At 57.3% G+C, this 22,294-nt stretch carries 18 protein-coding genes; 9 read left to right on the top strand and 9 right to left on the bottom strand.

Annotated features, from left to right (window positions below; genetic code table 11):
* Positions 1–244 precede the first annotated feature (244 nt).
* Complete coding sequence (locus AC2FLD_RS07700) at positions 245–1,786, bottom strand: ankyrin repeat domain-containing protein (protein ID WP_496668364.1); 1,542 nt, start codon at positions 1,784–1,786, stop codon at positions 245–247.
* 535 nt (positions 1,787–2,321) lie between these two features.
* Here AC2FLD_RS07700 and AC2FLD_RS07695 point away from each other — a divergent pair.
* The 5 genes from AC2FLD_RS07695 (at position 2,322) to AC2FLD_RS07675 (ending at position 6,910) form a co-directional block, all read left to right on the top strand.
* Positions 2,322–4,064 carry a thiamine pyrophosphate-dependent enzyme gene (locus tag AC2FLD_RS07695; protein WP_496668362.1) on the top strand — a complete coding sequence of 581 codons (1,743 nt, stop codon included), beginning with the start codon at positions 2,322–2,324 and terminating at the stop codon, positions 4,062–4,064.
* Positions 4,065–4,107: 43 nt separating this feature from the next.
* Positions 4,108–5,688 (top strand): FMN-binding glutamate synthase family protein, encoded by a 1,581-nt coding sequence (locus AC2FLD_RS07690; RefSeq protein ID WP_496668360.1) that lies wholly within the window; start codon positions 4,108–4,110, stop codon positions 5,686–5,688.
* 137 nt (positions 5,689–5,825) lie between these two features.
* Positions 5,826–6,212, top strand: coding sequence for a fluoride efflux transporter FluC (locus AC2FLD_RS07685; RefSeq protein WP_496668358.1), 387 nt, complete (start codon positions 5,826–5,828; stop codon positions 6,210–6,212).
* Entirely contained in the window at positions 6,205–6,567 is a 363-nt protein-coding gene (gene crcB / locus AC2FLD_RS07680) for a fluoride efflux transporter CrcB (RefSeq protein ID WP_496668356.1), read from the top strand. The genes AC2FLD_RS07685 and crcB overlap by 8 nt, the downstream gene beginning before the upstream one ends.
* Positions 6,568–6,610: 43 nt before the next feature.
* Complete coding sequence (locus AC2FLD_RS07675; RefSeq protein ID WP_496668354.1) at positions 6,611–6,910, top strand: DUF202 domain-containing protein; 300 nt, start codon at positions 6,611–6,613, stop codon at positions 6,908–6,910.
* A gap of 23 nt (positions 6,911–6,933) precedes the next feature.
* Here the strand turns inward: AC2FLD_RS07675 and AC2FLD_RS07670 are convergent, their stop codons facing one another.
* Positions 6,934–7,866 (bottom strand): GlxA family transcriptional regulator, encoded by a 933-nt coding sequence (locus AC2FLD_RS07670; protein ID WP_496668352.1) that lies wholly within the window; start codon positions 7,864–7,866, stop codon positions 6,934–6,936.
* 80 nt (positions 7,867–7,946) lie between these two features.
* Between AC2FLD_RS07670 and AC2FLD_RS07665 the strand changes: the two genes are divergently transcribed.
* From AC2FLD_RS07665 to AC2FLD_RS07650, 4 genes are all read left to right on the top strand, one after another.
* A complete protein-coding gene (locus AC2FLD_RS07665; protein ID WP_496668350.1) occupies positions 7,947–9,107 on the top strand; it encodes an acyl-CoA dehydrogenase family protein in 1,161 nt (386 codons plus the stop codon).
* Positions 9,108–9,109: 2 nt separating this feature from the next.
* Positions 9,110–11,125 carry an acetate--CoA ligase family protein gene (locus AC2FLD_RS07660; RefSeq protein WP_496668348.1) on the top strand — a complete coding sequence of 672 codons (2,016 nt, stop codon included), beginning with the start codon at positions 9,110–9,112 and terminating at the stop codon, positions 11,123–11,125.
* A gap of 3 nt (positions 11,126–11,128) precedes the next feature.
* Positions 11,129–11,908 (top strand): carnitinyl-CoA dehydratase, encoded by a 780-nt coding sequence (locus tag AC2FLD_RS07655; protein WP_050603706.1) that lies wholly within the window; start codon positions 11,129–11,131, stop codon positions 11,906–11,908.
* A gap of 66 nt (positions 11,909–11,974) precedes the next feature.
* Positions 11,975–12,445, top strand: coding sequence for a hypothetical protein (locus AC2FLD_RS07650; protein WP_496668346.1), 471 nt, complete (start codon positions 11,975–11,977; stop codon positions 12,443–12,445).
* On the opposite strand, the gene AC2FLD_RS07645 is transcribed toward AC2FLD_RS07650, so the two are convergent.
* From AC2FLD_RS07645 to AC2FLD_RS07615, 7 genes are all read right to left on the bottom strand, one after another.
* Positions 12,436–13,506, bottom strand: coding sequence for a polyprenyl synthetase family protein (locus tag AC2FLD_RS07645; protein ID WP_496668344.1), 1,071 nt, complete (start codon positions 13,504–13,506; stop codon positions 12,436–12,438). The genes AC2FLD_RS07650 and AC2FLD_RS07645 overlap by 10 nt on opposite strands.
* A 4-nt stretch (positions 13,507–13,510) precedes the next feature.
* Entirely contained in the window at positions 13,511–15,634 is a 2,124-nt protein-coding gene (locus AC2FLD_RS07640) for a hydroxysqualene dehydroxylase (RefSeq protein WP_496668342.1), read from the bottom strand.
* Positions 15,627–16,451 carry a DUF3237 domain-containing protein gene (locus AC2FLD_RS07635; protein ID WP_496668340.1) on the bottom strand — a complete coding sequence of 275 codons (825 nt, stop codon included), beginning with the start codon at positions 16,449–16,451 and terminating at the stop codon, positions 15,627–15,629. Before AC2FLD_RS07635 ends, AC2FLD_RS07640 begins: the two co-directional genes overlap by 8 nt.
* Positions 16,452–16,465: 14 nt before the next feature.
* Positions 16,466–17,347, bottom strand: coding sequence for an encapsulin (locus AC2FLD_RS07630; protein WP_157054175.1), 882 nt, complete (start codon positions 17,345–17,347; stop codon positions 16,466–16,468).
* Positions 17,348–17,399: 52 nt separating this feature from the next.
* Positions 17,400–20,597 (bottom strand): adenylate/guanylate cyclase domain-containing protein, encoded by a 3,198-nt coding sequence (locus tag AC2FLD_RS07625; RefSeq protein WP_496668338.1) that lies wholly within the window; start codon positions 20,595–20,597, stop codon positions 17,400–17,402.
* A gap of 719 nt (positions 20,598–21,316) precedes the next feature.
* Positions 21,317–21,574, bottom strand: a complete 258-nt coding sequence (locus AC2FLD_RS07620; RefSeq protein WP_496668336.1) for a hypothetical protein — start codon at positions 21,572–21,574, stop codon at positions 21,317–21,319.
* A gap of 13 nt (positions 21,575–21,587) precedes the next feature.
* Positions 21,588–22,280, bottom strand: a complete 693-nt coding sequence (locus AC2FLD_RS07615) for a NapC/NirT family cytochrome c (protein WP_496668334.1) — start codon at positions 22,278–22,280, stop codon at positions 21,588–21,590.
* Positions 22,281–22,294: the final 14 nt, after the last annotated feature.

Below are 22,294 nucleotides of genomic sequence, written 5' to 3'. Positions count from 1 at the left end.
ATGCCCCGCGTGAGCGACTTCTATTGCCCAAAGCCTGTACGACAGTTGGTTCAAGGATTTCTTCGAAGCTGGGAAGGAGCGCCTTTCTGGCGACACAGCTCTCGCTGTCGCCGCTTACGAGAAGACCGGTTTTAAAGCGTTTGGACCAGTTCAACACGCACCATTGGGGCGGATACTTCCGACGAAGATCGACAGATGAGTTTTCTGGCTAAGCCAGACCGTTGGTCTGGCGCAGATCTCGACGTCAAACCACCCCGTGCTCCGCGATTTGTTCGGGATGCGACTCTGCCCAATCAGCAAGAAAGGCGGATATCTCGGGCACTGTTGCAAATTGTGAAGCTTTTCGGGGGAGCGCCACACCATTCTCTAGTGCCAAGCGTGCACACCCGATGTGATCGCGGTGCTTTTTTTGTGGGCAGTTTTCCGACCCATGGATGATCGTCGACAACAGTGTGCCTCCGTAGGCGTTTGTGTGGTCAAGGTCTGGGTCTTGAGTAAGAAAATACGACATAACGTCGGACATCCCCTCCCAGCCGGCAAGGTGCAGTGGCGTCATTCCCATCTCGTCCGGAAGATTGGGATCAAAGCCCATCACGACCAGGCGTTGCATGTGAGGCAGCGTGCCTTCACGCCAGACGAGGCGGCACAGAAGATATTTCATCTCTTCCGACAATGTACTCATGTCGATCCGATCATTCGGATTTGGTTTCCCGTCCGCTGCGCGCGCAAGCTGTTCTTCCGTCGACGAAAGCTGCGTGGATGCGCCCGCCCGTTCCAATACTGCCGCTACATCCTGGTTTCCGAAGATGCGGGCAAAGGCATAGGGTGAGTGGCCGCAACTGACAGTATTTGGGTTCGCGCCATGGTCCAGCAAAAGCTGAGCGATTTCACCTGAAGCCAAACGCCGGGCCGCTTGATGCAGGGCGGGGATCACCAAGGAAGGTTCACCCGACGGGTGTGGGTTGATGCCTTCATTTGGGTCAGCACCATGTTCGAGTAATAAGCGAACGGAAGCGGCGTTGTTGAAATCAATAGCCCGGGGCAGCGCATTTGTGCCCTTGGAATGCGCGCCATGCTTCAACAGCAAACGAAGGCCTTCAGTATGACAGAGTTCAGTGGAGTGGTAGAGGGATTCATTGTCGTCGGGATTTGCACCATTTTCCAACAACCATTTGGCCAACGGCATGTTGTCAGCGTGGCCGATGGCGCCGTAGAGCGCCGACAAGCGGTGCTCTGTGTCCGGTTCGAATGCAAAACTGTCATTCACATCTGCCCCATGCGCGACAAGTAACTCCGCCATGGCGAGCATCTCAGCTTCTTTCTCGGGCGCTGCCTTGATATGTTTCGAAAACGCCAGATGGCACATCGGTCGACGCGGCGGATAATCGCGCGTCGCGACGTCCGCGTCATGGGTCAGGATCCTGCGCATCGCTGCCACGTCGTACAGCGCAACGAGGAGAGGCACTTGACCGTCGGCAAGGTCCGGCTCGTCCGCAAGTAGATGTGCGATCGTCTCGTTTGAGCCGTTGTAAAGCGCCCAACGCAGCCGTCCCTGTTTTTGTGCGCGATCCATACCGTGTATTTCAATAGCGCGTTTCAATGCTGGCCACGAAGCGTATCCGGTCTCTCGTGCGATGATATGCAGACAATCCGCGTGTTTGTAGACCCCGTTCCTTGGGGTCGGAACAATGCCATGGACGCGCAGCAGCGCGCCTTTGTCGCCCGCAGTCAGCGCTTTGCCCAGAGCCTTGGCATCACGGCGCAGTTGATCGAGTGATTTGGTCATCGGATTTCCCTCCGCTGCCCGACGGTCCGCTAATCCGGGCTGAGAAACCGATGTGGTTTTCATTCATTCTCTGAGAGGTGCCGATGACAGCTTTCCGCAGACCAGGGGGCCGCCTCAGAACGGCCTGGGGCCAGAGTAACGTTTGCTGACATGTCTCGCAAGCTGGATGCCGAACAGAAAGCACAACGGGCGATTACAGCACACAGCGAAGGGCTGCAACTTGGGCTTACCGCAGCATGTCGTTTGGCTGCTGGATGTTGGCAATGGCGGCACTTGCGAATTGATCTTGTCTCACAACCTTGTAGATGCCAGCCTTGATCCACTTGATATAGGTTCTTTTGCGTCGTGGTATCGGCGTTGATTTAGGCGCTGGAATGAAAAAGGCATCCTGCGCAAGGCGTCATGTCTAGTTGACCAGTAAATGATATGAAGACTCCGCGATCCATCTTGGTTTTTGGGGATGGCTATTGAAAAAAGGTGGGACACGATGTTGGCTATATCCCATTGAATTCATTCGGGACGAGAAGAGAGAGACATGGCGAAAAACGTGTGTGAGGTCCTGCTGGACATATTGTCGGATGCAGGCGGGCGTCAGATCTTTGGCGTGGTCGGCGATGCGCTGAACCCGTTTCTCGAAGCCATGCGCGGGGATGACAGGTTCGAGTGGAAAGGGATGCGGCATGAGGAAAATGCGGCTTACGCGGCTTATGCGCAGTCGCATCTGACCGGTGGCATCGGCATTTGTGCAGGCACGGTTGGACCCGGCGCACTGCATTTGATCAATGGGCTCTATAATGCCAAACGCGAAGGCGCGGGTGTTGTGGCGATCACTGGCCAGGTCGCCCACCGAGAGCGCGGCACTGGCTATCATCAGGAAGTGAACCTGGAAAAGGCGTTTGACGATGTGTGCGACTATCAGGCGGTGATCCACACGCCGGATCAGATGCCACGCCTTGCACAGATCGCAGTGCAACGGGCGCTCATCAATCGCGAGGTGGTGCGGATCGAGCTGCCTATGGATGTGTCCGAACAAAAGGTGCCCAGCCTGCACCAGTTCCATCCACTTCTGAAACAGCCCTCAACACTGATACCGCCCGAGGATGAAATCGCCCGCGCGGCGCAGATCATTAACGCGGGCAAGAAGGTAGCACTTTTTGCTGGCGTTGGTTGCCGCGAGGCCAAAGATAAGGTTCTGGCCCTGTCGCAAAAACTGAACGCTCCTATTGTGCATACGTTGAAGGGCAAGGACATCTTTGACTATGACGACCCGAATGTGGTTGGCATGACTGGTCTGATCGGCAACCCCGGCGGCTATCACGCGGTGCGTGATTGTGATGTGCTGGTGATGCTGGGCACCGACTTTCCCTATGAATGGTTCCTGCCAGAGAAGGCCAAGATCGTTCAGATCGACCGAAGCGTCGAAAATCTGGGCCGCCGCGCACCTATCGCATCGGGCCTGTTGGGGGATGTCGGTGCAACGTTGGACCGGCTGTTGCCTCAGATCGCCGCTAATGAAGACCTCAGCTTCGCCGATCATCAGGTCAAGCTCTGCAACAAGTGGTTGGCGCGACAGGATAAGGAGGCCAGCCTCGAACGTGCAAGCGAACCGTTGCACCCGCAGTTATTCGCCCGAGAGATTTCCAATCAGGCCGCAGAGGATGCGGTTTTTGCCATGGACATCGGTGAATGCACCATCTGGGTGGCGCGGCAGACCCGTATGAAGGGCGGGCGGCGCATGGTGGGCTCGTTCAACCATTCCTCGCTGGGCTCGGGCTTGCCCTCAGCGCTTGGTGCTGCTGCGCTGGACCCCTCGCGTGAGGTCTGGACATTCTGTGGCGACGGCGGCTTTGGCATGTCCATGCAGGATTTCGTAACTGCCGTGCGTTATGACTGGCCGATCAAGGTGATTGTCTTCAACAACCAGACCTTGGGCTTTGTGAAGATGGAGATGGAGGTCGCAGGCTATGCGGTGAACCCGATGGCCACCGATCTGGTGAACCCCGATTTTGCCGAATACGCCAAGGTCTGCGGTGGTGACGGTGTGCGGGTGGACCATGCCGCTGACATCAAGGAGGCCGTAGCGCAGGCCAAAGCCAGCACCAAGCCGTTCATCATTGATGCCATGGTCACGCCGGGTGAACTGGTGATGCCGCCACATGTAGACACCAAGATGGCCTGGGGCTTTGGCATGTCCAAACTGAAAGAGGGCATCCTGCTGGCCAGGGGTGACCACGCCCAGTGGGATAATTGGGTCAAAGAGCTCAAGGCGCAGCGTTGACGCTGGGGCGTAGAAACCAAGTTAGAAACCGGAGATCAGACGCATGATTGTACGCAATTTATACTACGCGGTTGCCTTTTTTGGCCTGCCCCTGACCTTGCTGCTTGGTTGGTTCTGGAACCCAGCGCTGTGGCTGCTGGTGATCGTGCTGCCCTATATCGCAATCGGGGCCTATGACCTGATGACGACCAATCACAACGTGCTCAACAACTATCCGGTACTGGGCCATTTCCGTTACATGCTGGAATTCGTAAGCCCCGAAATCCGCCAGTATTTTGTTGAAACCAACGAAAGCGGGCGGCCCTTCAACCGGATCACACGCGGCCTGGTCTATGCCCGTGCCAAGGGTCAGCAGGATACTCAGGCATTTGGCACCCAGTACGACATCACGCAGGTGGGTTATCACCGCACCAATCACTCGTTGTCACCGAAAGAGGTGGAAGAAAGTGAAAAGCGTGTCACGCTGGGCGGCCCGCAATGTTCCAAGCCCTACGATGCATCACGACTGAACGTGTCTGCCATGAGCTTCGGGGCCCTCAGCCATACTGCGATAAAGGCTTTAAACGGGGGTGCCAAGGACGGCGGTTTTGCCCACAACACGGGCGAGGGCGGGATAAGCCCGCACCATCTGGCCGAAGGTGGCGATATCATCTGGCAGATTGGCACTGGCTATTTTGGCTGCCGCACGCCCGAAGGTGGGTTCGACAAGGACAAATTTGCCGAAAGAGCCCGCAAGGATGTGGTCAAAGCCATCGAAATCAAGCTGAGCCAGGGTGCAAAACCAGCGCATGGCGGAGTGCTGCCTGCGGTCAAGGTCGATGAAGAAATCGCCGAAATTCGCGGCGTCGAACCCCATAAAGATGTGATCTCACCCCCCGCTCATTCGGCCTTTGACACCCCCACCGGGCTGATGGAGTTCGTGCAACACCTGCGTGATATGTCAGAGGGCAAGCCAGTGGGCTTCAAGCTGTGTATCGGTAAACGGTCGGAAATCATGAGCATTTGCAAGGCAATGCTGGACACTGGAATTTTGCCCGATTTCATCACCGTGGACGGGGCCGAAGGTGGCACCGGTGCTGCGCCAGTGGAGTACTCCAACAGGCTGGGGATGCCCTTGAATGAAGGGTTGATCTTTGTCGACAACTGCCTGCGTGGCATTGGCGTGCGTGACAAGGTTCGCATCATCTGTTCGGGCAAGGTTGCGACGGGCTATGACGTGATCGAAAAACTCGCCCTGGGTGCAGATATGTGCAACTCAGCCCGTGCGATGCTGTTTGCCGTGGGCTGTATCCAGTCGCTGCATTGCAACACCAACCGCTGCCCCACTGGTATTGCCACTCAGGATCAGGAGCGCGCGAAGGCTGTGAATGTGCCACAAAAACGGCAGAGGGTGCATCGCTTTCACGATGCGACGCTGGAAAGCTTCCGCGAAATCCTTGGCGCGATGGGCTACGAAAAGGCGGCGGATTTGCACCCTTCGGACATTCTGCGCCGCTCAACGGATGAAAAAGAGTTCACATATGCGGACCTCTATGAACGGCTTCCGGAAGGTGGGTTGCTGGCCGATGATATTCCTGCGGGGTTTGCAAGTGATTGGGAGCGCGCTTCGGCTCAGCGGTTCTGAACGATCGACGGGCGCGCTGATCCAAGGCGCGTTCCGTTGACCTTTGCCGGGCTTCATACGCGGATCATTGGCGTTTAAACCCCAAGCCTGTATGCACATAGGTCGAACGATACGATTCTGATCAGGGGGCCACGGGCTTGCAGCGCACACTCATGTACCTCGCCGTTTTTGTCGGCGGCGCGCTTGGGTCGCTGCTGCGCGAAGTGCTGTCGCTTGAGATACCCGGCGTGCCTTTCGTGACTGCGACGTTCGGAATCAATATCGCCGCCTGTCTATTCATCGGCTGGCTTTATGCGGTACGGCACCGGGTTCATGCGCATTTCATGCATCTGGGTGCAGTTGGTTTTTGCGGTGGATTGTCGACCTTTTCCTCGTTCGTGGCCGAGCTCGATCGGCTGAACCACACCGAAATCACATATATGGTCTTAGCACTGATCCTTGAGATCGTATTCGGCCTCGCCGCCGCCATTCTGGGTGAGGCGATCGGACGTAAGTACCACGCCGGAGAGCGCGCAAATGAGTGATCTCTATCTGCATGCGGCATTTGCCCTTGGTGGCGGTCTGGGCGCGGTCGCCCGGCATATGCTCAACCGCGTGATCGTGCATGAGTTGCCTCTGTCGACGCTGGTCGTGAATGTGGCGGGTTGTCTGCTGCTGGGCGTGTGGGTCGGTTATCTGGGCGATCCCCACATTCTACCGGAAGAGGAACGCCGCCTGGTGTTTGGCTTCTGTGGTGGCTTCACCACTTTTTCCAGCTTTGCCTATCAGTCCCTGCAACTGCACCGTGAACGCACCATCCTGATGGCGGCCGCAAACATCCTCCTCAGTCTGGTTCTGTGCTGGATTGCCTTCTGGCTGGGTCTTCGGGCGATGCTATAAGGATTTTTCTTGAGTTCGGCCGCGAATTTCGCATCCATAAGCTATGGATGACGAAACTCCTCCTTCTGATCTCAAATCCCGACGGGCGCTGGACAACATGGTGTTGGCCTTCCTGCGCACCGAACTGGCCAATCGGCGCACATTGCTGGCCTATGTGAAAACAGCGTTGGGCGTGGCGATTACCGGGTTTGGATTGATGCAGTTTGCTGATGCGGATTCGGTTTTCGTCTGGGTGGGAATGGCGGTTCTGCCGCTATCCGCTGCAATCTTGGCCTATGGCATTTTTGATTACGCCCATGTCCGTCGCCAAATTGAACAGGAAAAGCGAGACGCGCGAGTCTGAGCGCGCGCCTCCTGGATACCAAGTTAGCTTGCCCGAAACGCGGTCGGGGTTTGACCGAATTCGGCCTTGAACGCCCGGGTCATCGCGCTGGCGTTTTCATATCCACAACGCCCGGCGATTTCGGCAATTGACTGTTCCGTATTCTCTGCAAGATTGCGCGCAAGCGTCAGACGCAAGCGTCGATACAGCGCCTGCGGTGTGGTTTTCAGTTCGGTCCGTACGCGGGTTTCGATCCGCTTTTGCGAGCATCCGATGCGTCGTGCTACCTGTGCGATTGATAGCGGCACTTCAATATTCGCCTGCATCACGTCCAGCGCCCGATTGACCAATGTTTCTTCGGATTTCAACGGCAGAGCATAAGGATCGCGACCGTTCCGGCTCATCAGAAGATGCGCCACTTCCATGGACAAAAGCGGGCCATGATCGTGGCGAATAAGGGCAGAAGCCAGGTCGAACGCCGCCATCGCCCCGGAACAGGTCAGCCGATTGCCATCAATCACATATCTTTCACGCACTGTGTCGACGGCTGGAAAGCTTTCTTCGAACCGCGAAATCTCATCCCAATGAATGGTCGCACGGCGTTCATCCAGCAATCCGGCACGTGCCAGCAGCCAACTTCCGGTGTCCAATCCCGCGACCTGCCTATGCCGCTTTGACGCGGCCAGAATGGCCCGCGCAGTCGCCCGGGTATCGAGTTTCAGGAAGCCATAAGATGGCATAACCACCAGTACGTCGCCATTCTGATCCTTGATTGCGCCATCCGGTGTGACGCTTAGGCCGCTGGAACTGTGTACAGGTGCCCCGTCAAGTGAACAGAACCTCCATGCATAAAGCGCTTGCCGCGACATGTTATTGGCTGCCCGTAAGGGTTCGACCATGTTCGCAAGACAATGGTTCGAGAACCCATCGAAGAGCACAATGTTGAAATACTGTGGCAAAAATTTCGAATCCTGCATAATCATCGCCTAATACTGCATGTCGAGAACTTGAGGGATGACGTTCTCTGGGTCAACTACTGATCCAAGGGATACGCGCCATGCAGTTCGGTTTGTCCGAAGAACAAGAAATGATCGTCTCGACGGTCCGCAGCTTTGTTGAAAACGAAATCTACCCGCACGAAGACGCGGTTGAGCGCGCGGGAACGGTCCCGGTAGAGCTGGGCAACGAGATAAAGCAGAAATGCATCGATCTGGGCTTTTATGCCTGTAATTTCCCCGAGGAGGTCGGCGGCGCAGGCCTGTCGCATCTGGATTTCACACTGGTCGAACGGGAACTTGGCCGCGGCTCGATGGCGCTGACGCATTTCTTTGGACGCCCTCAAAACATCCTGATGGCCTGCAATGATGCGCAGCGCGAACGCTACCTTTTGCCAGCGGTGCGTGGCGAAAAGATGGACGCCCTGGCGATGACGGAACCGGATGCCGGTTCGGATGTGCGCGGCATGAAATGTCAGGCGGCACGGGACGGCGGCGATTGGGTTGTCAACGGATCGAAACACTTCATCTCAGGTGCCGAACACGCGGATTTCTTTATCGTCTTTATCGCGACCGGTGTCGACGAGACCCCGAAAGGGCCCAAGAAACGCATCACCACCTTCCTTGTGGATCGTGGCACCCCGGGGTTTGAAGTGCGCGAGGGCTATAGCTCGGTCAGCCATAAGGGCTACAAGAACTATATCCTGTATTTCGACAATTGCCGTTTGCCCGACGCACAGGTTCTGGGCGAGGTCGATGGCGGTTTTGCGGTGATGAACGAATGGCTGTACGCAACCCGCCTGACGGTTGCGGCGTTTTCGGTCGGGCGCGCGCGGCGCTGTTTTGACTATGCGCTGAACTATGCTGCCGAGCGTAAGCAGTTCGGTCAGCCCATTGGCAAGTTTCAAGGTGTAGGTTTCCAGATCGCTGACATGATCACCGAGCTCGACGCCGCCGACTGGCTGACCCTTGCCGCCGCTTGGCGTCTGGACCAAAACCTGCCATCGAACCGCGAGATCGCCTCGGCCAAGCTTTATGCTTCGGAAATGCTGGCGCGGGTCACCGATACCACGCTGCAGATCTTCGGTGGAATGGGTCTGATGGATGATTTCCCGATCGAGCGGTTCTGGCGCGATGCCCGGGTTGAGCGCATTTGGGACGGCACCAGTGAAATTCAGCGCCACATCATCAGCCGTGATCTTCTTCGTCCTTTGGGCGCCTGACAATGAACAAAGATCTGACCCGGCTTTTGCGCCCGAAAACCATCGCTGTCATAGGCGGTGGTGCCTGGTGTCAGCAGGTTATTCTGCAATCTGAACGTATGGGCTATGCAGGTCAAATCTGGCCGGTGCATCCCAAAGCCTCTGAGATTGCGGGCCACAGAGTCTTTGGCCATATCGAAGACCTGCCCGAAGCCCCTGATGCAGTTTTCATCGGCATCAACCGCCACGCCACGATTGAGGCGGTTCATGTCTTGTCCAGAATGGGTGCAGGCGGGGCGGTGTGTTTTGCGTCAGGCTTTTCCGAGGCTGTTGCAGAAGATGACAGCGGTAGGGATTTACAGGATCAGCTGATTGCTGCGGCCGGCGACATGCCTATCCTTGGCCCGAATTGTTATGGCTTCATCAATGCGCTGGACGGGGCGCTGCTGTGGCCGGACCAGCACGGGGCGACGCCGGTCGACAAGGGCGTGGCGATCCTGACGCAAAGCTCGAATATCTCGATCAACCTGACAATGCAGAAACGCGGGTTGTCAATTGCTTACATGGTCGCTTGCGGAAACATGGCCCAGACCAGTCAGGCCGAGATTGCCTCGGCATTGATCGACGATCCGCGCGTCACAGCCGTGGGCCTGCATATCGAAGGTTTCAAGGACGTCCGCGAATGGGAGGCGCTGGCCGCCAAGGCGTATGCAAAAGGTATCCCGCTGGTCGCCCTCAAAGTCGGCGCATCGGAACAGGCGCAATCCGCGACCATATCGCATACCGCGTCTCTTGCGGGCAGCGATGCGGGCGCACAAGCGTTGTTAGACCGGCTGGGCATACCACGTCTGACTGCGTTGCCTGATTTCCTCGAAACGCTGAAACTGTTGCACTGCTATGGGCCACTCCCCGGCGGCAACATCGCCTCGATCAGTTGTTCCGGGGGTGAGGCGAGCCTGATCGCAGACATGGCTATCGGCACCGGCCTGACCTTTCCTCGGCTGAGCGATGATAAAAAAGCGCGCCTGCGTGACGCGCTTGGCCCCATGGTCGCGCTGAGTAACCCACTGGACTATCACACCTATATCTGGCGCGACGAAGAGGCGATGGCACAGGCATGGTCCGGGATGACGGGCGAGGATATCGACCTGACATACTCAATTGTCGACTATCCGACCACCGACGCCACCGACTGGAGCTGCGCAACCCGAGCAGCGTTGAGGGTGCGCAAGGATAACGGCGCTCGGTTTGCAATCGTTGCAACGCTGCCTGAACTACTACCTGAAGACGTCGCGCAATGCCTAATGGCGGGAGGCGTTGTTCCATTCATGGGTCTGCGCGAGGCGCTGTCGGCCACCCGCGCGGCGGGTCAGGTCTCGGCCCCTTCTGCGCACCCTGTCTGGATGCCGGGCACGGTTGAAGCGAACCATACCCTGACCGAAGGCGAGTCGAAACAGGCGCTGGCCGAATGCGGCCTGCGCATCCCGCAAAACCGTACGGTTTGCGGGCCAGCGGAAGCCCGTGCGGCAGCGCAGGACATGGAAGCCCCCTTTGCCGTGAAAGGCGTTGGGTTGGCCCATAAATCCGAACACGCCGCCGTTCGGTTGGGCATCCAAACCGAAGATGTGGTCAGTGTCGCTGCGGACATCGGCACCGAAGACATCCTGATCGAAGAGATGATCACCGGAACCGTTGCTGAACTTCTGGTCGGCGTTGTCCGTGATCCCGCGCATGGATTTGTTCTGACGTTGGGGGCAGGGGGCGTGCTGACCGAAGTTCTGCGCGACACGGTTTCCCTGCTGGTACCCAGCGCGCCCGCAGACATTTGCGCCGCCCTGGACCAACTGAAGATCGCGCCCTTGCTGGCAGGCTATCGCGGCCAACCAGCGGCTGATATGGATGCGATCATTGCTGCGGTCGAGGCTGTTCAGGCCTACGTTATGCAAAATGCCGATACGCTTGGCGAGGTCGAAGTTAACCCGCTCCTGTGCACGCCGGACAAGGCCGTTGCCGTGGATGCTCTGATAAGAAAGGCCTGAGAAATGGACCCGATCAAAACCCGCCGGGACGGAACGATCCTTGAGGTAACGCTGGACCGACCCAAGGCCAATGCCATCGATCTGGTCACAAGCCGCAGAATGGGCGAGGCTTTTGCCGAGTTTCGCGACGACCCAGAACTACGCGTCGCTATTCTGACTGGTGCTGGTGAGAAGTTCTTTTGCCCTGGCTGGGACCTGAAAGCCGCCGCTGACGGTGACGCGGTAGACGGCGATTATGGCGTCGGAGGTTTCGGCGGCCTGCAAGAGCTGCGCGACCTGAACAAACCGGTGATTGCCGCCGTCAACGGTATCGCCTGCGGCGGCGGGCTGGAACTGGCCCTTTCGGCTGACATGATCCTTGCAGCCGACCATGCCACATTCGCCCTGCCGGAAATCCGGTCAGGAACAGTTGCGGATGCGGCCAGCGTCAAGCTGCCCAAACGCATTCCCTATCACATCGCCATGGAACTGCTGCTGACCGGACGTTGGTTCGACGCTGAGGAAGCCAATCGCTGGGGGCTAGTGAACGAGATTGTTGCTGCAGATCAACTCATGGCCCGTGCGTGGGAACTGGCCCGCCTTCTGGCTTCGGGCCCGCCATTGGTTTACGCGGCAATCAAGGAAATCGTGCGCGATGCCGAAGATGCCAAATTCCAGGATGCGATGAATCGCATCACAAAGCGTCAGTTGCGCAGTGTGGATGTCCTGTATGCCAGCGAAGATCAACTGGAAGGTGCCCGCGCCTTTGCCGAAAAACGCGATCCGGTTTGGAAAGGAAAATAGCCGAGTTGGCATCTTGGCAGGTGGATTTTCCATTTACTGATCCGCGCCGCAGGTGCACATTAGGTCATGCCTTATTTCGAGCGAAAACCCTATGTAAGCCCGGCACGTGTCATAAGCCCGATTGCGTCGCAGCCGGACACGCAACCGATTTCGGATATCGCGCGCCGAGTGCTTGAGACAGAGCGCGGCAGCCGGAAACATCTCGAAGGGCCTTTCACCTGTCGCAAAACCTGCCACCCTGGTGGAACGGCCACGATCTTGTTGTCCTTTGCTGCGCCGGAGGGCGCAGAGACGGTTGAAATGCAATTCGAACCCGGTGATCTGACCAATCCAGATGGAGAAATACTGCCTGCGAACCGGGTCAACGTTCTTCCACCCCAGATTCGGCTGGCCGCCGGAGAGGCCACTGATGTGGCAGTTGTCGTCACCGTACCCGATTTGACGGAATCGGGCGCTTATCACGGCCGGATCGCCTGCATGGGGACCGAGCAGACTTCGATCGTTGTGGTGTTTGAGGTCGCGGGCACTCAGACCTGACGGGTCACGAGGTAATCCATGAATTGTCCCAAAAATGCACGCGGGGCCTCTTGGGTGCCGGCAAACACTTGCGCAAATTCCTGACGGGCGGAAGCAAGCAGATCGTTGGCCGCATCCTGTGCAAAGCCGATACTGCCATAGTGGTCCATGCGCTCTAGCACCCAGGCAACATCATGCGTCGACCGGCTTTCGCGCGGGTTTGACAGCATATCGGCCAGCCGCTTCTGTTCCGGTTCATCGGCGTGCAGGCCAAGCTGCCCCAACATCAGCGTGCGTTTGCCCTCATAGATATCGCCGCCGATTTCCTTGCCGTATTTGTCCTGCGAGCCCACGAGGTTCAGAACGTCATCCTGTATCTGAAACGCAGCCCCCAAAAAGAAGCCGAATGCGTTGAAATCATCCAGGTTCAGCGCGCCCGATGCGACATCCTGTGGCTGCGCAATCAATGCCCCGATCCGCATGGGGTGGATGAAACTGTACCAGCAGGTCTTTTTCAGACACATTCGCAGATAGTCCGAGGCGTCCACGTTCAACTTGTTGTCACTTATCCAACCCAGTTCCAGCGCCTGACCTTCGATAGATTGCTGGAGCAGATGGTCGAACTCATCCACCACGCGTATTCCAGTTTCCAACCCAAGCGAACCCAGGTTCTGCCGCAACAGCCGCAGGGCGAGCGCTTGCATCCCGTCGCCCGTGTTTATGGCCAAAGGGACCCCAAGCCGCTTGTGCATACATGCGCGCCCGCGCCTGAAATCGCTTTGGTCTTCTATATCGTCGTGGATCAGAAAAGCATTGTGCAGAAGCTCAAGCACAGCTGCGGACACCTGTGCTTCCTCTTTGTTGCCACCGAAGGCTTCGCAGGTGGCCAGTAACAGAGCAGGCCGCAGTCCTTTGCCTGACGTTTCGATGTAATCTCGTATCGGACCGTAGAGATAAGCCTGGGGCTCACCAGTTGGCAAAAGCCCCAATAGCGTTTCGCGCGCACTATCCCCGTAAGAGGTCAACTGATTCAGAAACTCCTGCTTTGCTGCAGGGTCCAGATGCGCGGTTCCGGGTTTCACGAGGTTAACCCTTCTGCGTGATGATCACGCGGGGTTTGCTTTCTTCCGTGCTGGTCGGGGCAAGCCCGGGTCCGACAGAGGTGAACGGTGCATCCGTCAGCGGCAAGACTCTGGACTGAACATCAGACTGACCGCTATCGCGGCCCAGATCATAGGCCACATCTTCGACCACCTCGTCTCCGGGGATCGGCAGATCTGCGGTGGGCTCATAACTGGCCATCAGATCAAACAGTTCTTTCGGCGGGCAAATCATGCGCAGCGCCTCGGCAATGGCCGGATCTTCGATGACTCCGCCGGGCTTTGAGTATTCTGCAGCCGGTTCTCCGACGACCGCAAGGGGGCCATCGCCACCGCGGTCAACTCCTGTAGAGTCTTGACCCATTTTCAAGGCGGCCTCGACCGCGACTGCATACCGGTTGTCCCAGGGCAGGCCGGCTTGGTAGCGGGCATAGTCATAGGCGCGCAGCGGTTTCAGGATATCAGGCTCGTGCAGGTCCCAGATCTGGCAGGGTTCGGCATCCGAACCGCTGCGTTGCAGGATTGCATTGACCGCACGGCGCGCAGCCTCATTTGCTCCTTCCATGGTGGCAAGGTCAGTAAAGGTGCGCACATAGTCCGATGCCAGAAAGAAATTCGGGATCAGCGTGGCAGCGTCTGGCCGCAGCCGCCAACTGTTGATGCGGTTCACCAGCAGAGGTTCCACATTGCTTTGGCGTTTTGGATCCTCGGGGTCCTGTACAATATCAGGATCAAGGAACCAATAGTGCATGTCCTCATCCCGCAGAACGGTTTCACCATCAACGTTGAGGCTGCGTTTGAGCTGGTCCCACACCTCCTTTGCAATCTCTTCCCGGGTGCAATTGCGCGCGGTCTTTCCGTTCAAGCCCGGCTTGTCCCATTCCGAGATGTCAATCGACAGCAGGCCTTTGGTTTTGCCCTCGGCCCAGTTGTCGAAGTTGATCTCTGACCAGAACTGTTTCTGCGACACGGCGGTCAGGGCCCACTGACTGTCAATGAAGATGACGTGGCCGTTGGTCAGCGTGACGTCTTTGGTCAGATAGAACTGTATGCCGTTCATCCACTGCACGTCGTTTGCAAGCAGTGGCAATTTGGCAAGGGCTGGGTCGGCCGCAATCATCTCGGGCGTGAGAAGTGGCGCGATGCGCTCGATCGGCATGGCACTGATGAACCAGTCGCCTGTGACTTTCTGTTCTTTGCCATCCTGTTCAACCGTCGCGCCTGTGATCCGTCCGTTTTGGTATTCGATGCCCGTCACCTTTGACTCGAACTTGTAAACGACCCCCTTGCTTTTGAGGTAATCCAGCCAGGGTTGAATCCAGACCAAGTTGGTGGGTCCGTTCAGCAACCTGTTGCATTGCGGTTCAGGCGTAGCAATGCCCAGTTGCAGTTGTACAGCAATGTCGCCCACGGTCTTGGTGCTGGCAGTCGTCGCTTTGGCAGCAACCAGTGAACGGGTCAGACCGATGGCAAGGAATTTCTGATACGCTTCGGAACGTTCTGCGGCACCGATGAAATCCCACCATCCGATCCGCTCATATTCGTCAAACCGGCGTTCCTTGCAGGACGTCGCTATCCGCCACATGCAGGCAACGAAGTGTTCAACATCCTCGTACGCGATTTGGTCCCGTGGCGAGAGCGCGAACGCAATCGTCTTGAACGCATCCGCCACGTCCTTGAGAGTGCGTGGAAACCGCTCGGGTACAATGATGCCGGGCTTGTCGAACTGACAGACCAGAACCTGAGTTGTCGGCACCAGATTATCAAAGCACGTGCCTTTATCATAATAAGGCGTACGGGCCATCGTATCAGTGATATGCCGATAGAAGTTCGGAAAAAACCGGAACCCATGCTCGCCCGGCAACCATGGACGTTTCACTCCGGGCGGATAGCTGGCCCCGTCCATCTCGGCCCATTTTTTAAGCGCCTTGATGTGCTTCGCTTTCGAGCCATGATCGCCTTCGCCCTTCATCACAGGGATACTGCGTGCCTTGCCGCCAGGGATCATCTGGCGTTCGTGGATCTCAACCTCGAACCCGCGTTCAATCAGTTCGTGCGCGGCGCTCATGCCAGCCACGCCACCGCCAAGAATGACAACCTTTTCAGCCATCTGATGTTCCTTTCGCGGAATAGACGTCAAAGTGCAGGGTGATATCTGACAGGCTGGCTTCGCCAATGCCAAATCCCTGCACCCGGTTCATCCAGCTATAGTGCGGGTTTGAGGTCAGGTAACGCGGAGCCAGCCGCACAGGGGCCGAAGTTGGCAGGTTGCCCTTCAACAGTGCGGCATAGCCATCGGGGCCAAAATCACACACGCCGGTATCTTCAAACAGGATCGGCGCGCCGCCGTCGGTTGGCTTGATCAGCGCCTTGGCGTGGAGCAACCCCACGCCGTCAGGGCGAACGCGCATCCAGTCACCTCCAACCGGCTCTATCACCCCTTTCAGGTGCGGACCTTCGACTGTTCCGCCTTCTTTGATTGCAAAATGCAGCCAGACCCCGTCCGGTGTCTCGCCCGAGGGGTGGAAGTTGGTGGTGAAGGGGACAATAAACTTGGCGATATGATTCAGATCCGGTGACTGCTGCGCAGGCTTTGGCTGCTGCATTGGTGCCGCCTTTGGGGCAGTGTCAGGTCCCGGGTCATACTCACGGCCCCCGGATGTCAACACCGGACGCCAGCTGAGCGTCTTGTCGTGCGTCACGGATGGCAAGATCGCGGCAAAGTGCTGAAGTCCTGTTTTGGGATCGCAGTGCAGGGGCCAGCCGCAAATGGCCCGCTCGGGGACGCCGGCTTGCGAACAGATCAGCCGCACTGTGTCATGAGGCGACACGGACGGTCCGGCCTCAATCAAAGCGCGCTTGCCACCAGCGGCGCTGATCGTTTCTGACCAGCGCAGGGTGACACCGCGGACTGTAAACTCGCGCACGACCAGACCCCCGGTCAGCAGGTTAGGGTGCAGATAGCCTGTTCTTCCTTGATCCGCAGGCGGAATTTCTGTTGCACGCGGAAGACATGCTCACCCTCTGCCGAGGTCTGCAGGTACTTGACCCCGATTTCGGACGGTACAACGATTTCAACCGGTGCACCTTGCAGCGACACAAGCGCCGCCTTGTTTGCAGGCAAGGTACCCGAGCGCAATAACGGACCATCCAGAAATGGCAGAATGCTGTCGCGGGGCAGCACCATCGAGTTTTCCATCGGCTTTGTTACTGCTTGAAAAAGGCCATTGCCCATCACGCAGGCATAGGGGCCAAGATACCCGCGCGATTCCAGCTCATTGATACCCGCAACCACAGCTTCGAACACCTCGGGGCCGGTATAGGTCTTCTTCGTCGAAGACGACCCAGAAGATTTCTGACCCGCTTCCAACAGACCTTCATACTTACCGCCGCCGCTGACGGTATAGATTGGCGGCAACGAGGCGGGCGCACTTGGGGTGGGTTTAGGGCCTTCTCCGGTGCCGGGCTGACCGTTGAAGATGATGTCGTCTTCGACCCGTGCCACAATTGCAGCGGCACGGCGGAACATGATCATGGCCGCGGACAGCTCGGGGTCGGCCACCTGCGCGCCTTTCAGATAGACGTTCACCGAAACAGTGGTCAGGCGCGTGGTGTCAAAGTCGTTGACTCCAAGACGTTTTGCGGTGCCGTTTTCGTTGTCGACCAGTTCAAGCCGGTTTAGCGGGACAGACTGTGTATCTGCGGGCAGCGGCCCGTATAACGGCAGAAAACTCGCCGCGACCCGGGCGCGTAATGCCTCATCATGGACAGCTTTGTTCACTGTGTTCCACTGATCGTCACCCCAGTCTAATGCGTCGGTCATTGCAAATCCCCCTTGGTTGTGCACCCTGTTTTGGCGTAGCACTTGGTCTTTTTCAATTTGTTTCGTTCAGACGGTCCATTAATTGTCTGGCTCGATCTTGCTGGACAACAGCGCCGATGCCTTGGGCCAGCGCCAATGCCTGTTCTGCTTCACTCCTGGCTGCGTCCAAGTCCCCGCGTGCGGCAAATGCCTTGGCCCGAACCCGGTGATATTCCGGCTTGTTTAACGTTTCTCCGCGCGCCCAACCCGGGGCGCAGACCGCCTCGAGCCGGTCCAGCGCCCGATCGATGTCACCGTGATCGATCATGAGTTCGGACAGCACGATCTGGTTCTGAGGGAACGTGAAGTTGCCACCCGATTTCGAGATCAGGTTCATGCGGGCCTCAATCTGTTCTGGCACGTCCGCAAGGTCGCCTTTGCCAGCCTTCGCAAGACCCATATAAATGTCCTGCATGGCGTGCAGATACAGGAACCCTTCCTCATCGGCGATCTTGCGGGCTTCTTTCATTGTCACGTCCATCCTGTCCCACTCACCAGCATAGGGCAGGAACATGCAGCAGGCACCCATGATATACACCAGATTGGGCGCATGGCTCAGCGCTCTGCTGACTTCGATGGATTTCAACCGCGCTGCTTCAGCTTCGTCAAACCTACCTTTTTGCCACAGCAGACATCCCTGAATCGCCAGCAGTGAGGCTAGGGTCGAGGATTGCGTCATCGGCATCATCGCCCTATCAAGCTCTGGCGTGATCAGGCCGAAGGCACGGTCAAGCTGACGTTCACATTCCGTGAATTCACCACGAAAATAATGGGTGAAGCTCAGGGCGCGGGCAGTAAGAACGTTGGCGACCGGATCCCCGGTCATCCCGGCCATCGTATCCAGCGCTTGTCCCATCTCCATCGCATGGTTCATCTGTCCGCCAACAAAGAAATTGGTCCAGCGGCAGAAGGTCGCTGCAAACAGTGTCTCACCGTCACTCAGAGCCTGGGCAAGCTCCATCGCGCGGGCAGCCGTTTCTCCGACCTGGTCAGCAGACCAGCCGTAGATCGCCATATAGGCGGGCAGAATGTTCATCTGAACGCGCAGTTCAAACCCGTCACGTTCGGCACTGGCCGGCATGGTCCCAAGGTTGCGCAGCGCGGCCCGAAACGCCGAAATCGCTGGCAAGTTCGCAAGCCGGGACAAAGCCTGCTCACCAGCCGTAAACCAGTTGGTGACGGCCTCGTCCTTCAATCCGCCAAGATCGCAATGATGTGCGATCGTATCAGGGGTTGGGGCTTCAAACGCCGTGTGACCGTCCAGCAGAGCCTCGGCAATTTTTAGATGCAATTTTTGCCGGTCTTCCCGCAGCAATGAGTTATATGCGGTATCCTGAACCAACGCGTGGTTAAACGTGTAGGTGGCCGACCCATCGTCGCTGGTGATCAGCAAAACACCGGCTGCCATGAGTTGCAGCAGGGCACTGTCCACATCCATGTCGTCCTGCGCGACCGCGTGGATCATCCGAGCAGAGAAGCTGCGTCCGATGACCGATCCCAATTGTGCAACCGGTTTGGCGTTTTCCATCCGGTCAAGACGCGACATCAGCGAGTCCTGCAGGGTGGAAGGAACGCTCAGTGCATCCAGTACCTCGGCGTTGATCGGGGCGTCAGCGGGCAGCTGGTCCAGAACCGCCTTGGTCATTTCCTCGATGTAAAGCGGTACGCCATCGGCTTTTTCGATGATTTGCCGGATCAGGATCACCGGCAAGCTGTATGGTGCGGCCACGCATCGGATCAGTTCGGACGCTTCAGGGCGCGCCAGTGGAGACAGATCGACGTTGACCGCCTGATCCAGAAAGTGTTCCGGCGGCTCGTATTCAGGGCGGTGTGACAGAACCATAAGTACAGGAAGGTCAGCCAAATTGGCCGCAAGCGCATCCAGCAAATCCAGTGTGGTCGCATCGGCCCAGTGAACATCTTCAACCACCAACAACAGCGTGCCACGCCTGTCGCATATGCTTCCGATACTGCGTAGCAGCACATCCATCGATTTGCGCGCCTTTTTCAGCGGGTCTGGTTCAGTCGACGCGTCTGACTCGATGCCTGCCAGCTCTAACAGGGCAGGCAAATCCGAGTCGTTCAAACGTGAGGCGGATTGAACAAAAGCGGATATCGCTGCTTGTACATTGTCGTTTGATTTGTCGCCAGATACCCGCCGCAACTCACTAACCACTGGGTGCAGTGGAAGACTGGCCAAATGCGGCGTACACTGCAGTGTCAGTGGCCTGGTCTTTATCGTTTCAGACAACGACTTGATCAGCCGCGACTTACCGATCCCTGCCGCACCACCGATAAGGGTCATCCGACCCGAGCCCGTCTGAACGTCCGCCCAAAGTTGCGTCAAGGAAGACAGGTGATCGCGCCGCGCTACAAGCTCGACCGCTGATTGCCCGGTTCGGGCGTCAAATCGACTGGTGGTTTCAATTTCCTTCAGGGCGCAATAGACTTCGCGCTGGTTTTCGAACCCTTTCAGGTCGTGGCTGCCGCGCGGTTCGAACTCGAATGTTCCCCGCGTAAGTCGCATGGTTTCGGACGAAACGACTAATTCACCCGGTTCGGCCAGCCCCTGCAGCCTGGATGCCAGGTTTGCCGTCTCACCAACCAGAAATTGTTCGGACCCCAGGCTTTTGGACGAAACGACGCCCACAACGACCATTCCGGTGGCGATCCCTGCGCGGAGGTTAAGCTTTTCGCCAAAGTCGTTTTGAAGATTCTGCACTGCCTCTATGGTTTCCAGAACGGCCCGTACGGCGCGCTCCGCATCGTCTTCCATGGCCTTGGGGTATCCGAAATAGACCATGATGCCGTCCCCTTGCCGATAGGCCAGGTGGCACCCATGCTGCTTCAAAGTGCCGATCGCCGTGTCCAAATACAGATTCATGATCTGCATCAGGTCTTCCGGGTCATATCGTTGTGCCAGCTGCGTCGACCCCACGAGATCGCAAAAAACCAACGTTAACTGCCTGCGCTCAGCTTCGGACCGCAGATGGTCGTGCGCCAAGGCGCCATTGGATTTCAGCTTGGCCTGCGCTTTGCGGAATCTCTTTCTTTCACCGACGTTTAGCCCCAGGTCACGCAATTCCGGGTCGGTCAATTCGTCAAGAATCTGGTCGTCCACACTTTCTTGTCGAAACATCGACAGGTGGTCTTGCAGGCCCGCCAGTTTCAGAACTTCGGAGATACGATCTGCCTCAAGGACTCGCGTCATTGCTTTGCGATCCCGCCCATTTTATTTCCCCCCCCTAGGTCTCATCAGTACATACTTTATTTGCATGTGCAAAAATAGAGAGGATTTTTTGTTCAATCCACTTAACGCAGGGGCACCATCGTTAACAAGTTATCTTGTCTGGCAGATTTATGGCTGATTTGCCACACCACCCGGCTGTCAGTGTAAAAACCTGCAAAGCTTTGGCCGCCAAGGCGAATTATTGAATGCGATGGGTTTCCGGCGTGCGTTGCGAGTCAATTCGCACCTGAACCAAGCTGTGCCGGTTCAAGTGGCTACGTGAATTGCCAAACACCTGACCCTCGTTCAAGGATCAAGGGTCGTCTAAGTGCTCAAGCGTGGGCACGCGTCATAACAGACGACCAACCTCATGTGGCTGACCAAGAATTAAGGTACCACTGAGACGCTGACAGATCTCGCATACGGGTGTACGCGCCAGCACAGGCACCCGGTCCACTGCCTGAAGCGCGTGCAGAGTACCTTTGAAAAGGCCTTGGCGAGATACGGCAAAGGTTTGCCCTACTTTTGGGACAGCGCACTTTGCGAACCACCGATCAGTCGATCTTGCCCTGGGCGACCGATGCTGACAGGCCGGAATTTCCCTTCCCCGACCTGTTCATTTCTCTGAACCTGAAAGCAGATTATGCCCCCAGGACCGCAGCATGTTCCGATCTCGCCGGTGTAGCGAAACCGGATGCCTATCAAGCCGTTGCGCCCTTGAGACGAATGGCCGTGCCCAGGCTGCCTGCACAGACGCCAACTACAACGGCTATGATCAGTTCCAAAGCCTCCACCTGGGCAAACTGAAATCCAGCAAAAACCAGCGTTTCAAACACGCCGACGGCGCCCCCTAAAACTGCGCCAAGCCACAGCTTGCGGGTCATCATGCCAAGGGCCAGTCCCAAAATGCCTGGCAAGCTCAGGATGGTGCCGCCGATGGTTCCAAGTATTTCTAGCATTGCCGCCCCCTCATCAATTCGAGTTGTTATTCAGAAAGTCGCGGATATCGTCACCCGAGGCGGTTGCGTGCTCCTGCAGAACCTCGCCCTCAATGGCTTCGGCCACCTTCTCATATTCTTCCAGGTAGTTCGGCGGCAGGCTGTGTGCGATGCCCTGATGGCAATCGATACAGGTCATACCGGTGTCAATGGCGCGCTGGTGTTCCGACGCGGCGCGGGTTTCCTGAATGGTGAAGTCCATGTAGTCGAAATTGTGGCAGTTGCGGCATTCGCGGCTGTCGGACGCTTTCATCTTTTTCCACACTGCAGAGGCCATTGCCAGACGGTGATCCTCGTATTTCTCAGGCGTGCTGATGGTTCCGGCAAGCTCGTGGTAGACGTCTTTCACGGCCATGATCTTGGCTTTGATCTTGTGATTCCATTCATCCGGAACGTGGCAATCGGAACAGATCGCACGCACACCGGAGTGGTTGTTGTAGTGGATCGTCTCGCGGTATTCGCCCAAGTTCGTCTCCATTGTGTGGCACGAAACGCAGAACTCTTCGGTGTTGGTCAATTCCAGGGTCCAGTGAAATCCACCCCAGAACAGGATACCGGCCAGAAAGCCAGCGAGGATCAAAAAGCCCGAGCTGAACATCACTGCCGGTGTCCAGATCGCGTTCCAGAGGCGACCAAGCAAGCCGCGTTTTTCGGGGGAGTCTGCCATGTCGGTGCTCCTTT

The organism is Ruegeria sp. CDSA021 (genome assembly GCF_059612325.1).
Note: the sequence above shows the minus strand (reverse complement) of the source record. Positions and strands in the feature narration are given on the sequence as shown.